General features: G+C 33.2%; 8 protein-coding genes. 6 read left to right on the forward strand and 2 right to left on the reverse strand.

Annotation, left to right across the window (positions count from 1 at the left end):
• Positions 1-54 precede the first annotated feature (54 nt).
• From AB2B44_RS09375 to AB2B44_RS09395, 5 genes are read left to right on the forward strand one after another with little or no spacing between them, the layout of a single operon-like run.
• Positions 55-2,154, forward strand: a complete 2,100-nt coding sequence (locus AB2B44_RS09375; RefSeq protein ID WP_369049314.1) for a fibronectin type III domain-containing protein — start codon at positions 55-57, stop codon at positions 2,152-2,154.
• A 3-nt stretch (positions 2,155-2,157) separates the two neighbouring features.
• Positions 2,158-7,296 (forward strand): T9SS type A sorting domain-containing protein, encoded by a 5,139-nt coding sequence (locus AB2B44_RS09380; RefSeq protein WP_369049315.1) that lies wholly within the window; start codon positions 2,158-2,160, stop codon positions 7,294-7,296.
• A gap of 7 nt (positions 7,297-7,303) precedes the next feature.
• Positions 7,304-8,650 carry a PKD domain-containing protein gene (locus AB2B44_RS09385; protein WP_369049316.1) on the forward strand — a complete coding sequence of 449 codons (1,347 nt, stop codon included), beginning with the start codon at positions 7,304-7,306 and terminating at the stop codon, positions 8,648-8,650.
• A gap of 45 nt (positions 8,651-8,695) precedes the next feature.
• Positions 8,696-9,052, forward strand: coding sequence for a four helix bundle protein (locus AB2B44_RS09390; RefSeq protein WP_369049317.1), 357 nt, complete (start codon positions 8,696-8,698; stop codon positions 9,050-9,052).
• Between the two features lie 35 nt (positions 9,053-9,087).
• A complete protein-coding gene (locus AB2B44_RS09395; protein WP_369049318.1) occupies positions 9,088-14,286 on the forward strand; it encodes a deaminase domain-containing protein in 5,199 nt (1,732 codons plus the stop codon).
• A 14-nt stretch (positions 14,287-14,300) separates the two neighbouring features.
• On the opposite strand, the gene AB2B44_RS09400 is transcribed toward AB2B44_RS09395, so the two are convergent.
• Positions 14,301-14,768, reverse strand: a complete 468-nt coding sequence (locus tag AB2B44_RS09400) for an SMI1/KNR4 family protein (protein WP_369049319.1) — start codon at positions 14,766-14,768, stop codon at positions 14,301-14,303.
• A 4-nt stretch (positions 14,769-14,772) separates the two neighbouring features.
• The gene (locus AB2B44_RS09405) at positions 14,773-15,105 is read right to left on the reverse strand and encodes a helix-turn-helix domain-containing protein (protein ID WP_369049320.1); all 333 of its coding nucleotides are present in this window, start codon (positions 15,103-15,105) and stop codon (positions 14,773-14,775) included.
• 368 nt (positions 15,106-15,473) lie between these two features.
• On the opposite strand from AB2B44_RS09405, the gene AB2B44_RS09410 reads away from it, so the two are divergent.
• Positions 15,474-15,842 carry a hypothetical protein gene (locus tag AB2B44_RS09410; protein WP_369049321.1) on the forward strand — a complete coding sequence of 123 codons (369 nt, stop codon included), beginning with the start codon at positions 15,474-15,476 and terminating at the stop codon, positions 15,840-15,842.
• The last annotated feature ends 2 nt before the right edge of the window (positions 15,843-15,844 follow it).

Here is a 15,844-nt window from a genome sequence, read left to right on the forward strand (position 1 = left end):
GAGGGTAAGTTTACTAATTAGTAAACTTACCCTTTTCATATTTCAAAAAAAAACATGAAAAGGGTATTTGTTGCATTTAACTTATTATTAGTAACCCATTTTTTATTTGTTTCTAAGGCTTTTGCCCAAGTAAATGAGGCAGAAAAAGAACCAAGTGTTCAATTATTAGCTAGAGTTCAAAAAGATAGAGTTTTGTTACGTTGGGCAACAAATACAGCTATCGCTTGGAAAAAAACAAATACAAATGGTTTTATACTAGAAAAATATGTTTTTTCAAGAGATGGGGTTCGATTAAATGAGCTTGAAAAAGTTTGGGAAAAACACATTCAAAAAGCGCCGTTAGAAACTTGGCAAGAAATAGTTAAAAAAGACAACAATGCCGCAATTATAGCACAAGCATTATTTGGTGAAAGTTTTTTTGTAGAAGGTAGTAATAATGGGCAGTTAGCTGATATTTACAATTTGGTAAACGAAAATGAACAACGTTTTTCATTCTCTTTATTAGCCGCAGATATGAGTTTTGAAGCAGCAAAAAAAGCAGGTTGGGGATACGAAGATATAGCGGTAAAAACTAACGAAAAATATGTGTACAAAATAAAACCAGCAGGTATAGATGGCACAAATAAAATTAATGAAATAAAAGGAACAGCTACTATAGTAAGTAGTAAAGATTACGAGCCCTTACCCGCTCCGTTAGACTTTCAAGCTATTTTTGGAGACAAAAATGTAATTCTAACTTGGAACTACCAAATGTTTAAAACTATTTATACATCTTATACCGTGGAACGTTCTATAGATGGAACCAATTTTATTACATTAAATAAAGAACCTTTAGTAAATCTAAACGATAAACCTGAAGCCCCCGCAAAACGTATGTTTTATATAGATTCTTTAGCAAATAACACAAAAACATATTATTATCGAGTTAATGGAGTTTCACCATTTGGAGAAAAAGGATTGTATTCAAAAACACTTTCAGGAGTAGGAAAACCAATACTACCCTATATGCCTAGAATTTTTGATGTACAATTAACAAAAAATGATAATGAGGCAATAATTACTTGGGATTTTCCTCAAAAAGGAGAACCTTTATTAGAAAAATTTCAACTGTTGATTGCTTCAAAAGATAATGGTCCTTACGTTGTTGCGGTAGATAACATATCACCCAATCAACGAAAATTAACCTACTCTAAATTACAAGTGTCTAATTATATTAAAATAAAGGCAATAGGTAAAGATTCAAAACAACAAAAAACATCTTTTTCAACACTAGTACAACCTTTAGAAAGAACTCCACCTGCAATTCCTACCGAGTTAGAAGGAAAAATAGATAGCTTAGGAGTGGTTCATCTTACTTGGAAGCAAAATACAGAACCTGATTTTTTAGGGTATCGCATATTCAGAGGTTTTTTAAAAGATGAAGAACCTTCGCAAATAACAGTGTCGCCAATACATCAAAATCTTTTTATCGACACCGTACAGGTAAAAAACTTAAACAGTAAAGTATATTATAGCCTTGTTGCTGTTGATAAACGATACAATCATTCTAAAAAATCTGAGGTGTTAGAGTTAGAAAAACCCGATGTAATACCGCCAACATCACCTGTGTTTTCAGGATATAAGATAAAAAATGGTAACGTTATACTTAATTGGATTCGCTCTTCAGAAGAAGAGGTAACCCATGTTTTATCTAGAAAAAACTTGACAAAACATAGTGAATGGAAAACTATTTTAATAACTAAAGATACCATAAAAAACTATAGTGATACTCAACTAGAAGCAAACAATAAATATCGTTATCAGATTAAAGCCATAGATAAAAATGGTTTGGTTTCAGCACCTTCTACACCTTTAACTATTAAACTGGTAGATTTATCACCAGTTAAATATATAAAAGGATTAGACTATACAGTAAATAGAGAAACCAACCAAATAGAACTTTTTTGGCGAGCAGATGAAAAACAGATTGTTGAGTATACTATTTATAAACAATTAAAAGATAAACAACCGAGTACTTGGCGTGTATTGCCCGCAACTATTAAAAGTATAATAGATAAAGAAGTGAGCCCTAACGAAACGTATATTTATTATATAAAAGCAGCATTAAAACAAGGCAGATATGCAAAAGTTGAAAAAATTGAAGTAAATTTTTAGAAAATGAAAAAGGTTGTTTTTTTATTGTTTTTTTTAATAACAAGCCAATTATTAGCGCAAAAATTTGAAATAGATATTTCCGTAAAAATGAATACTTGGTATAAAGATGGAAGATGTAATAATTATGCAAAAATAACCGTACAATATGAAGATAGTAGTTTAGGAACAGAAGAAATTTATTATACTAACTCAACATCTGTTAACAGAACAATAGATAGTATTGGATTAAAAGGAAGAATTAAAAAAATTAGTGCTACTATATCCGCAACAGATGCAAGAAATGAATTTTTGGGAACTTCATATTGCTGTGACTGTGATCATACAACAAGTATAAATGTAACCGAAGACAAGTTTATTTATAATGATTATGAGCGAGCTAGTATTCCAACTATAGAAAAAGAAAATGACGGTCAAGTTAGGGGTAAATTAGAAGTAAATTATGAAATTCGACCTATAGTTAATTTTACACAACCATTAGTTGATTTGATTGGTTTTGATGATTATGTAAATGTTAGTGTAGATTCTAATTCTTATGGCTTTAAAACTTCTATTTATAACTGGCAATATCAAGTAATAGCTACTGGAGTTCCCGATAAGAATAATTGGTTAGATATGCCTTCAAGTACAAATACACAAGGGAAGCCATCATTTTCTATAAAACCATCATCATTTTTAAGTATAAGTGATATAGGAAAGAAAATTTATCTTAGAGTAAATATATATAAAAAAAAATGTTTAGTATCATTATTTTCTACTTGGTTCGAAGATTGTTCCATAACTTCAGATGAAATTTTCTATAGATTAACAAAATCGGCTCCTCGCTTTGAAAATGTATTAATAAAAGATATAACCTGTTTTGAAGAAACGGATGGGAATGTAACATTCTTATTTGACAGAAACCCAAGTTCAAATGAAAAATTGAGCATTAGTGTTAAAAACCTTACAAAAGATACCGATTACAGTGTTTCTAATATAGAAAACAATATTCTAAATAAAGAGTATATTATAAATAATTTACCTCCAGGAGACTATGAAGCAGAAATAATAGGTGGAGGAATATTAGCTTATAATGGTGAATCGTGGAATACTTTTAGTGAGTCTGCTACTCATAAAATTAATTTTACTATACAAGAACCTAAACCAGTAGAATTTTCTGTTAATTCTACCAATGTTCGGTGTCATGGAGGAAGTGATGGAACAATAACTATAAAAGCTAGTGGAGGGCAAGATAGAAGAAAATACAAATATTTACTGAGAGAAGAAGGTGATATTAGTCCTGTATTAGAAAGTGATTGGGTAGAATTTCGAACAATAGGAGCTTATACAGAAGCGGGTTCCAATACAAAAAATGAAGCAACAGAAGTTATAACCGAAAAACCAGCAGGTAATTATACCATAAAAATTAAAGACGCTAATAATTGTGTTGCAGGAATTCTTGTAAGAGATGAACACGGAAATATTGTGGGTTTAGGAGAAGAAAAAGAAGAAACCATTAAAATAACACAACCCCAAAAGCCTGTGACCATAAATTTTGTATATGAAAAACAACCCACAGCATTTGGCTTTTCTGACGGAAAAATACGTGCACAAATAACGGGGGGTACGCCATTACCTAATGGAAAATATAATTTTACTTGGAGACACGAAAATGGCACGGTTTGGACAACATTTTCTGATATTGTAGATACTGAAGGTTGGTTTTTAACACTAGAAAATGCCATTTCAGGAACTTATACCTTAACGGTAACAGACGCTAATTATAATAATACTACAAATAACGAAGGCTGTACAATAAATAATACTAGTTACACTTTAAAAGAACCTTCAAAATTAACATTGTCTATTAACGAAACTAACCCAATATCATGTAATAGCAGTAATGCTTTAGCAAATCTGTCAAGTGATGGAGAGCTTACAGCTATAGCTAATGGCGGTGTTCCTTTTACCCCTTTATTAGAGGGTAAATACCATTATAAATATACGTGGAAAAAGAAAGATGCATCAGGGGTTTATCAAATTATACCTGGTGAAACGGGTAATGTATTAGAACATCAAACAGCAGGAGAATATGCTGTAAATATTAAAGATGCTAACGGAATTGTATTAGGAAATTATACAAATAATACTTTAACAACTCCTACAGACGTTACATACATTCTTAAAGAACCAGAATTATTACAAATACACTACACCAAAAAAGATGTATTTTGTTACCAAGGTACTGATGGAGCCATTAATACAACAATAACAGGAGGTACAGGTAACTATACTATTTCTTGGAATACGGGTGAAACTACAAAAGACATTTCTAATTTAGTTGCGGGTACTTACACTATTGAAGTTACAGACGAACGAGGTTGCCAAGCTCAACAGACAATTACCATTGAAGAACCTCAAAATCCCATTAAAATAAGCTACAATTTTTTTACGCCCACTTTTGCAGGAGCAACAAACGGATGGATTCAAGCTACAGTTACAGGAGGTACTCCTTTAAATAACGGTGCTTATACCTATGTTTGGACAGATGTTAACGGTAATAACCTAAATACTCAAGTAACATCACAAGTCAATACGAATTCATGTATACTTAAGTTACATAACATCGGAGAGGGCACTTATAAATTAACTATTCAAGATAAAAATTATCCTTTAGCTACCGACGAAGTAAATTGTACTATAGTTAAAAGTAAATATGTTATTGAAGACCCAGAACCATTACAAGCTGCTGTTAAATTAGTAAAACCCATTTCTTGTAACAATGGTAATTTATACGAAGATCCTTCTTCAGATGGAATTTTACAAGTAGTAGCAGAGGGAGGTGTAAAATTACAGCCTAATCAAAACAATGGGTTACCATATTATTATACTTGGAAAAAAGAAACTAGCCCTGGAGTTTGGACAATATTGACTAATCAAACATCTAATATAGCAAAGGGGTTAGACGCAGGAAATTATGCCGTTAATATAAAAGATGCTAATGGTATTGTTTTAGGGGTTTATCAAAACAACATATTGGTAACACCGACCGATATAATTTATAATTTTGAAGAACCTCCGTTGTTACAATTATCTTTTAAAAAACAAGATGTGTATTGTTATAATGGAGGTGATGGTTGGGCAAAAGCTGTTATAACAGGCGGTGTGCCACCTTATACCATTGAGTGGCAAGACGGAAGTGATGTTGCTCAAATTAATAATTTAGTAAAAGGAGAATATACCGTCTTAGTTACTGATACTCGCGGCTGTCAGGTAGCAGGAAGCATATTAATAAATCAACCAGAACCTCCAATAAGTATAAACTTTACAGCATTTGCAACGCCAACCAAAGGTGAAGCATCTGATGGTTGGATAGAAGCTGAAATTCAAGGAGGAACATCATTTTTAGATGGTAGTTACCATTATTATTGGCAAGATGAAGAAGGAAATATCTTAAATACAAAAACCATTACAAGTACAGTAAACGGTATATATAAAATACGATTAAACACCATTTCTAAAGGAACCTATTACCTGACTGTTGAAGATGCTAATTATACTACTGCTACAACCAAAGAAGGCTGTTCTTATATAGAAGAAGAGTTTATTTTATACGATCCAATAGAAGCAACTATTTCTGTAGAAAACCCAATTTCTTGTAACCAAAATAATGAGTTTAACAATCCCTATGCAGACGGAAGCTTAAAAGCAACTGTAACAGGAGGGCTACCTTTTAATGAAGAACAACATTATAAATATACTTGGAAGAAAAAAAATAATATTGGGGTATATGAAAGCATAAACCAAAATAGTTCTATAGCAACTAATTTATCAGTGGGTGAATATGCTTTAAATGTTGAAGACAGCCGAGGTGTTGTTATTGGGGTATATGACGGTTTACAATTAATTAATCCAACAGATGTTTTATATACTTTAGAAGAGCCCGAATTAATTACGTTGTCATTATCGGCTACCGAAGTTTCTTGTGATGCAGGAAACGATGCTACGGCAACAGTAGTTATTTCAGGAGGAATACCACCTTATACCGTAAAATGGTCTAATGGTGCAACTACAACTACCGCAAAAAATTTAATAGCAGGTAATCATGTAGTATTTGTTACTGACGCCAGAGGGTGTGAAGCTACAGGAAATATTACTATTGAACAACCTGGAGGATTACATATTGAAGTAAACAAAAAAAATCCAACCTGTTATGAAGGTAATGATGGGGCTATTTCATTAGAAATTACAGGTGGATCACCACCATATACCTATACTTGGGATACTGGTGAACAAACAACAAGTTTAACAGGTTTAAGTAAAGGAGTTTACACTTTTTCATTAATCGATTCAAAAGGATGTAAAACTTTTAAAGAAGTACGATTAGAAAATCCAGAACAATTGAAAGTTGATTTAGGAGAAAATAAGATTTTATGTAAAGATCAAATATATGTTTTAGATGCAAGCATAGGCGATTCTAATGCTACATATCAATGGACTTCAGATAAAGGTTTTAGTTCTAATAAGGCAACAATTACGGTAACAGAAGAAGGTGTTTATACCGTTACCGCTACATCATCGTTAGGTTGTGTGGCAACAGATACCGTAACAGTTACTTATTCTGATAATGAAATAGCAGCAGAATTTTTAATGTCATCTCAAGCTTATGTTAATGAAGATGTTGTGGTGTTTCATACCAGTAATCCAACTCCAGAATCTTTTGAATGGCTTTTACCTAAAGAAGCAAATATAACAGAAGAAGAGGCAAATACTATCGTGTTAAATTTCTCTAAACCAGGAACCTATCAAGTTGGTCTACTATCTCATGTAGGAGCATGTGTTAAAGCGTTGTATAAAAATATAGTTATTGAAGAAGAAAGTGATTTGCCAAATCTAGGCGATACAAATACGCCATTTATTGAAGCATTTACGATTTCTCCAAACCCGAATGATGGAGCTTTTACAATTGGTATAGATTTAGTTGAAACGAGCCCTATTTCGTTGCGCATTTTTAATTCGCAGGGAGCGTTTATAACCAAACATAAACCTATAGAAACCTTAGAAAAATATACAATTCCACTTGCCATGCATTTAGCATCAGGAATGTATATTGTAGTTTTAGAAACGGCAAAACAAACACAGATAAAACGTATGATTGTAAATTAGTGGTAAAATGAAAAAGTTTTATATAATTTTATCTTTGTTTATTGTACTTACTTCTTGCTATAAAGAAACTCCTGTTTTTATAAAGGCGGCTTTTGAAATATCCTTTGTAAATGATGATATTTCTGTACCTGTTCAGGTAAGTATTCGAAATAAAACAGAAGGAGCTGATACTTATCAATGGACATTTGAAGGGGCAACCATTACTTCATCAAATGATAAAAACCCAGGAAGTGTTACCTATGAAAAGGCAGGAACTTATACCATTGTTTTAAAAGCTTCAAATATTGATGGACAAGAAGAAATAATTAAAAAAGAAATAAGTGTGGTGGAAGGTATTGATATTCAATTTTCAACCGAAATTATAGAAAGTAATTACCCCCCAGTTGAAGTAAACTTAACAAATACCACAGTTGGAGACAATTTAACTTATCAATGGACATTTGAAGGAGGAAATCCTTCGAGTTCTACAGATAAAAATCCAGCAAACATAATATTCCAAAATCCAGGTGAATATAGTATAAAATTAGCGGTGTCTAACGGGTTTGAAACCATAACTAAAGAAGAAAAAATTACCGTATTACCAGATATAGCTATAGGTTTTGATTGGGAAGTCGATTTTTTTGATGATGATTATCAAGCTCCCGTAACAATTACCTTACAAAACACAACAACCAATGCAATACGCTATCAATGGATGTTTGAAGGTGGAGCGCATAGTAGTATGGAAGAAAACCCAAGAGTTACTTTTCAAAACGCAGGAACTTATACCATTCAATTAATAGCCTCTAACGGTAAAAAAGAAAAAACAATAAGCAAAACTATTCGGGTAAAACCCAATACAAATTTAAGAACATTTTCGAACGTTAAACTAGGAATTAATTCGGCACATAACACCAATGCTATAGGAGCATTTTTTTCAACAGAATTACGAAAAACAATCACAGCTAACGAAGTAACTCAAGAAAATGGGTCTAAGATAGATATTGTTTTTCTGGGGCTTAGTAATGATTTTACGTTTAATAAATTTGTATCACCAATTCAGGCAGGCACTAATGGTTTTACAACTATACCCAATGCAACCGATACTAAATTTATTAATTCACAAGAAAACAGTAGTAGTGGGGGTAGTCTTAGCGTAGCTCAATTTGATGCTATGAATAACGATACTTCGTTACAGGCTATAATAATTACAGAAACACCTAATGGATTGTTGCATTTTAATAATACGATGAAGCCTAGAATTGTACTTTTTCAAACAGCAGATGGCAGAAAAGGAGCTATAAAAATAACAGCGTTTGTAGATAACGGTAGTAATTCATACATCTTGTGCGATATTAAAGTGCAGAAAGAGTAGTTTAGTAAGCAGTGGCAGTAAATAATAATTTTAATAGAAAATTACGTGTATAACGAGTTAAAGGCATATAAGAAAGCATTTGAGTTGGCAATGAAAATATTTGAGGTAACAAAAGTGTTTCCCAAAGAAGAAAGATATTCGTTGACTGACCAAATACGAAGAAGTTCACGTTCGGTATGTGCTAATCTGGCAGAAGGATATAGAAAAAGAATCTATACAAAACATTTTATAGCAAAATTGTCTGATGCCGATATGGAAAATAGTGAAACACAGGTTTGGTTAGAATTTTCGTTAGCTTGTAATTATATTTCAGAAGAGATAAAAAAAGAATTATACAAAGAATCACTTGAAGTAGGAAAGCTGTTAGGCTATATGATTCAATATCCTCAAAAATTTAAATAGTGGTGAAAAAGTTTATACAGTATATAGTAAGCAGGATGCAGGATACAGTAGAACAGTATGCTGGGAAGCAGTATGCAAGATACAGTACACAGCAATTTACAAATCAACAACTGCCAACGACCAACTGTCAACTGAAAAGCTGTCTACTGCTAACGGTCTACTGTCTACTGTTCATCCAACTAACTTACGCTCAACGCTATCCCGTACAGGTAACGCAAAGTATTATTCCGCCATATTCGACAAAACTAAGCGATTATGCAACGGCAAGTGATGTTAAATTACGATTAAATTTACTATTAACCGATGTAGTAGTTAGTAATAAACAAGTACAATTAAAACTACACATTAAAGGCAATGGATTAAATATACATTCTACAGATTTTGTATCAGGCGCTTCACCTATATTTTTAAACGGAGGCGTATTACAGCAATTTACCAATATAGACCTAGCCACTTATTTTCAACCCAACAATTTAACAGGAATTACGCCGCAGGAATATAATAAACCCTTACCCGAAGGAATGTATACTTTTTGTTGGGAAGTGTACGATGTATTTACCCATCAGCAGTTAAATCATCCTACAGCGGGTTGTTCAAGTGTTTACCTACTTTTAAACGATCCTCCTTTTTTAAATTTACCTTATAAAGGCGACCAAATAGTAGCGCAAGACCCTATGAATATTATTTTTCAATGGACGCCAAGACACACCAATGCCACCAACGTATCGTATGAGTTTGAATTACGAGAGTTGTGGGATAATCAAATAGACCCACAAGCCGCTTTTTTAGCCTCCCCTAATTATTATACAGAAACCACACATACCACCACACTATTGTATAATATAGGTAAACCTACCTTATTACCTAACAGAAGATATGGTTGGCGAGTAAGAGCTAGGTCGACTACAGGTGTTAGCGAAAATGCTATTTTTAAAAATGATGGTTATAGTGAAATTTACTACTTTACCTATACCAACGCTTGTTACCCGCCTACTTTTGCCTTATCAGAAATAGTAGGTAAAGACCGCGTAAAAATTACATGGCAAGGGCATACTGACCATAAAAAATACCATGTACAATACAAAAGAGCCGATATACCTGATGCCGAATGGTTTGAAGTATATACCTATAATACCCAAGTACAACTTAGTAATTTAAGAGCCGGTAAAACCTATGATTTTCGTGTAGGGGGTACTTGTAATGAACTAACCGATTTTAACCAAAGTTATTCTTATAGTCATACCAGTCAATTTACCATGCCTGCTAAAAACGAAATAGCAAGTAGTTATAATTGTGGTATTATACCAGAGATACAAATTCACAATAATAAACCTATAAAAAACATAGGAGTTAACGAAACCTTTACAGCGGGTGATTTTCCGGTAACGGTAAAACAAATACAAGGGGGCAACGGAAGATTTACAGGAGTAGGCTACATTATAGTACCTTATTTGGGGGATACTAAAATAGCGGTAAGGTTTACTAATATAAGTATTAATACCGATTATCAATTGATAGACGGTGTTATACAAACAACCTACGACCCAACTTGGGGTGATGTGGAAGACACCAATGATTGGGTGCAAGGAGGAATAGGAAATGCAGAATCAACTAAGGTAGATTTTACTGTTTCAGATGTGCAAATAGACCCCAACGGCGACATCCTAGTTATAGGAAAAGATGGAGAGGTGGTAGAATTACCAGGAGGAGAAGATACCGTAATTACCGATAGCAACGGACAAGTTTGGACGGTTGATGAACAAGGAAATGTAGGTGACCAAGCATTACAAGCAGAAGGAGGTGCTAGTACACCTGACAACACCAATGGCGTTAATACTAATGGGCAAGCTACTACCATATCGGCAAAAGGAGTGGTCGTTACCTTTACAAAAGCATCCGATAGTAAATATGGGTTTGATAGTTATCAAAGCAACTATAGTGCTACCAAAGAATTATATAAAAAATTAGGAAACGATTATTATATACCCTACAAAGCGGTTGCAAAGAATGATACAGAAACTATTGTAGCTAATTTGTCTATTACAGATAGTAGTATAAACCCACAAGATGTACTATTTAAAACAAAAGAAGGGGTAGCTATTGCAAAAATAGATAGTACCGCTACTTCGTATACCTTACAATTAAAAGGTGTTTTTGATGATGCCGAAATAGAAACCCAAGCTTTAGTAAAACAAGGAAGTCAATATGAGGTTGCAGGTGCTTTTATACAATACCAAGCAGCAGTAAAGAATGTAAAAGTAACCTTGGTTAATACGACCAATACAGATACAGAAGCTATAAAAAAAGAGTTACAAAACATTTATAAACAAGCCATGGTAAATTTTACCATTACGGAGATTAATGATTTTAAAGCCGATTTAGAAGCCTTAACTCCTAATGGTATTATAGAAAGTGGAGAGAGTGGATTTGCAGCACAATATACCGAACAACAACGTCAAATAAATAATGAGCTAAAGCAGCATCCACAATACCAGCAAGATGCTTACTATATAATCTTAACAGATAAAACACCTTCTTCTAGTAACGAAAAAGGATTGATGCCTTTAGGCAGGCAGTTTGGGTACATATACACCAACAACTGTACAACTGCTAACTGCATACCACTTACCTCAGCCCATGAGCTAGGTCACGGAGCTTTCCAGTTAAAGCATCCATTTTCTAAATATAGTTATCAATACCCTGAAAAAGCGACCAATTGGTTACTTGATTATAAAGAAGGCACAAAACTTCCTTTTGTACATTGGCAAGCCATACATAATCCTAAACTACGTATCGGTATTTTTGATAGTGATGGTGAGGGGGAATATACTTATTATAAGTTAGATTATGTGTGTGTTCCTATTGAATATCAAAATAGAAATTATACGTATTTCGATTTAGATGGAAATCCTATAATACTTGGTGAGGGGTATGCTCCAGCTGCATTTGTAGGGAGTTACACTCCAGCTGCTGAGGGAAGAATTTCGGTTGTTAGGGAAACCTCTAGTGGTGATTTATATTATCCAATAGCAGGAGAAAACAAAAAGTATTATTGGAAGTACAAAGATGGGGCTTGGCAGAAAGACAAGTATGGTAAAAAAATTAAGTTTGACAAATTTAGTGATGGAAATAGAACAAATGCTAGATTAGTTTCAGTAAATAAGACAAATAAAGTATTATTGAATGGACAAGAAACTGGAGAGGTCTTTGAAGAAGCGAGAAATTGCCCTATACGACCTAAAAGTTCAAGTAGTAGTGAAGAAAATATTCGATGTGTTCAAATGAACCACACAAAATCGGTAAATGCCGAAATTATCGCTACAGTAAAGTCTGGTCTTTCAACAGCGTTGAATAATATTGATGTTGCTAAAACCCAAAAAGAACGCTCTCTAGGTTCTTTTAGCCATATATTTCAAATTAATAACGGAGCATCTGTTTCATTGAGCAACAGTGAAAAAGAATGGGATGTACTTGAGGATAAATTACATTTATTAAGTTACCATAAACCAAATACATATTTTGTAGTTGGTTTACTCAGAACTGAAAACAATAATCTTTATACGAGTAGCCAACTACGTGAGATTGCTACACAAGCTATAGACCAACAATCAAATGGTAAAAATATTGTTTTGGTATTGATTAATGGTTCTGTGTTTGAATCATTATTTGGAGAAACCACTACAGTATGTTCTGAAATGGGATTTGCACAGAGTAGTACGGATATTGTAGATGAAAATTTAGTAACAAATACAGGTGGTAATCTTGCGGACCTGCTAAGTATTTATGCTTCTATTGAAAAACCATTAATCTTAAACAAATACTATCAGTATGCTGATGGTACTTTACAAAACTATTTATATCAATCAAATAAAAATATAAGGGGTTATTCATTTATAAACCATCTTTCTTTCTACCAATCCGTTGCATTTAAAGAATATCAACAAATGCGTTTTACTTGTAGTAATAATAAAAGCTTTTGTGAAACAGATTGTGACGATGCAGATTCAGGTTATAACTGTGATGAATGTGAACCTAATTATAATTCTTGTCTAGAAAAAGGTATTACGTATGTTTCTAGAGAATTAGAAAAAGAATATGCCCAAGGGGCATTGGCAAATACGTCATTTTGGTCAGAAATTGATATTAACAAAATAGCTCGATTTAGAGAAATATATATGGATTACGATGGCTCACAGGGTAATTCAGATAGTGCCACAAGTATAAATGCTCAAAAGAATTACACCTTTATGCTTTGGCAACAAACAGCTAACACTTGGACTTGGTGGAGAAGTTTGAAAATTGCCTCAGGATTGGGTTCAGAATTGGTAGACGATGTCCATTTTTACGATTTCGACAAAATGGCAGTAGTAGATAACCTAGTATTAGGAACTGTGGATGTGGCAGGTCTGATACCAGGTTTAGATACCTTTGCTGACCCTATTGGTGCTATTTACGCAGGAATAAGAGGAGATTATCAAAATGCTACAATATATGCGGCATCATTTGCTATACCATTTGCAGGTGCTGCATATATAAAAGGAGGAAAAGGGGCAACTAAACATATAGACGAAATGTATGGTATAGTTGCTCGACAAGCCAACAATGCTGATGGTTTTATACTTGAATCAAAACGATTATCCGAAATAACTGCAAACGAGTTTCATGTGTCGTCTGTTTTGCATAGTGGCGATAAAAAATTGATAGACAAAGCCCTTATTGATTCTAAACAATATATCGATGGCAATTTTGTACGAAGTCAGGTAGATGAATTGGCAGCAGTAGTAAACAAGTATGGAGAAGCGGCTGTTAGCACGGCGGGGGGTAAGATAATTAGACAAGCTACTCAGGCTGATTTAGACCTAATTACTTCAATTCGGATGAAGTATAATGCTGGGGCAGGACGAAATATTGCATTTTCAAAGGGTACTATTGGTAACGATGTGATAGACTTGGAATGTGTAAGTGGAGCTGTCACTCCTCAAAACGCTTTACAGAAAGGAAATTTCACACCGCCTCAAAATACTTTTTATGATGGAATATTAGGTTATGAGAATCATACAGAGCAAAAAATTGTAGAATATCTTCGAGCCAAATATTTAAACAATAAGAATGTTTCTGGAGCAATTGAAATAGTTTCAGAACGTCCCTATTGTGAAAATTGTATTGATATTGTTGACCAGTTCCAAGCAGAATTTAAAAACATCACCATCACTAGAGTTGAAGTAGTGAAATAAGATATTGAAAAAAGTCAGTTAAGAGGCTTTTCAATATCAAACAGAAATTTGTCATTTATGGATAATCTATAAAGAAATTCACTAAAGCTGTTTGTGATTTTCACAAAATCAGTTTGATTTGTGCCTTCTCGGTAATAATAAATAGGGGGGTCATCTCCTTCATCTAATTTAAAAAAAGCGAATTGATAACCTTGACTCATCCAAAAAACAAAATCATTTTCAGTTAGTTTTCTGTCAAAATTATTTTCATCAAGTAGTTCATTTGACCATTCTTTTAAATTTGGTATTTCATTTAGAAAACAAGACTGACCTTTTAAAAAACCATTGGGAGTTCCATTTCCCATAAGTTTTAAATATTCAATATACGCTTGAGGTAGTTCTTTTTTACTTAGTGATTTTACACCATTAATCTCATTGTTGGTTGCAGGAACTAAATCTATTCCGTTTTGTCTAACGTTACTAGCAATATCAAAGATAGTCATACCACTAAATAGCTTTAAGTTTTACATTATTAATCATAGCATCGAGGGCGTAGAGAATATGTTCTTTATCTTGTTCAGAAAATTTTGCAATATCATTTAACCGCTTCATCATTGATGGGGCTTTAAGAAGTTCCCTATCTTCTGTTTCACCTAAGAGATAGCCTACAGTTGTTTCTAAAACATCAGCCAGTTTTTTAACCACGTCAATAGTGGGTTTTACTTCATCACGTTCATATTTTCCCACAATAGAATGATGAGAGTTTATTCTACGAGCGAGTTCAGCTTGTGAAAAGCCTTTTTTCTTTCTAGCATTTGCTACCTTTTTACCAAAAGTCATATCATAAAAGCTTTAATACAGCGTCAAATCCATATCTTATACAAAGATACAAATTTTATTTTATCATGATTAATGTTCAGGATAAGCTCAAAACCTGAACTCTGAAAATCCAAACTATATTTCAAAAATGAGTATCTTCCCCCGCTGCCGCAGCTAAAGCAAGATTTGCAAATGATGTTGCCAACTTATCCGATGACGCATTAAGGCAATTAGAAGATAATTTCGGATTACTTGATGAATGGAAACAAATTGATGCTTTAGCAGCATCTGCCCAAAAAAGTAAAAAACCAGCATGGTTACAAAAAATACTTGATGGTACAGAATTTAATAAAATACGTTCTTCTTCCTATCCAAATAATGAAGTATATTTGGTCAACCCGAGCGACCCATCTAGATATGTAAGGTTAGATTCGTATAAACCGGGGCAAGAAATTGTATCAAGGAAATATACCCAGTTTTCTGACATACAAGAATCCACTGGAGTAAAATATATTCAGGAGTTGTATAACAAATATCCAAAAGGTAAAGCAGTAATTGCTGATGTTGCATCAAATAAAACAGTTAATGGAGTAAAAGGAGCGAATCATGATCTATTTTCAAAAATTGGTCAAACTATTGACGGAGATATGATTTTAGAAATTCCTGTCCAAACAAATGGAATACCTCAATCCATAATAAACGAGGCAAATGCTAGGTTAATTAAAATTAGAGATGTTCAAGGTAAAATTTATAATTAAAC

The sequence above is a fragment of the Tenacibaculum sp. UWU-22 genome, assembly GCF_041021355.1.
GTDB lineage: Bacteria > Bacteroidota > Bacteroidia > Flavobacteriales > Flavobacteriaceae > Polaribacter.